This window comes from Cysteiniphilum halobium, assembly GCF_003574425.1.
GTDB lineage: Bacteria > Pseudomonadota > Gammaproteobacteria > Francisellales > Francisellaceae > Caedibacter > Caedibacter halobius.
Genome location: NZ_QLIU01000126.1, coordinates 1 through 522, shown reverse-complemented (window position 1 = coordinate 522; position 522 = coordinate 1). Strand labels below are relative to the sequence as shown.

1 protein-coding gene is annotated in these 522 nt (G+C 27.4%); it reads left to right on the top strand.

What is annotated here, in order from left to right; translation table 11 throughout:
* Positions 1 to 349 (top strand): hypothetical protein (locus DNK85_RS12730; RefSeq protein WP_208123193.1); only part of this gene is annotated, 349 nt, incomplete at its 5' end.
* Positions 350 to 522 lie beyond the last annotated feature (173 nt).

Here is a 522-nt window from a genome sequence, read left to right as displayed (position 1 = left end):
AAAAAAGAAAAAAAAAAAAAAAAGAAAAGGAAGAAAGGAAAGAAAAAGAAAAAGAAGAAAAGAAGGAAAGAAAGAGAAGGGAGAGAGAAGAGAAAGAAGAAGAAGAAAAAGAGAAATAAAAAAAAAAAAAAAGAATAAAAAAAAAAAAGAAAAAAAAAAAGAAAAAGAGAAAAAAGAAAGAAGAAAAAAGAAAAAAAAAAAAAAGAAAGAAGAAAAAAGAAAGAGGAAGAAGAAAAAAGAAGAGGAGAAGAGAGAAAAAGAGAAGAAAAAAAAAAAAAAAAGAAGGGGAAAAAGGAGGGGAAGAAAAGAAGAGAAGGGGAGGATGAAAAAAGAGGAAAAAAAGGAATAAAGAAGAGAAAGAAAGGATAGGAAGGAAAGAGGAGAGAAAAAAAGAGGAAGGAGAAAGAAAAAAGAAAAAAAGAAGAAAAGCAGAAAGAAAAAAGAAAAAAGAAAAAAAGGAAGAGGAAGAGCAGAGAGAGAGTGAAAGAAGAAAAGAAAAAAAAAAAAAGGCGCTGCAAATAG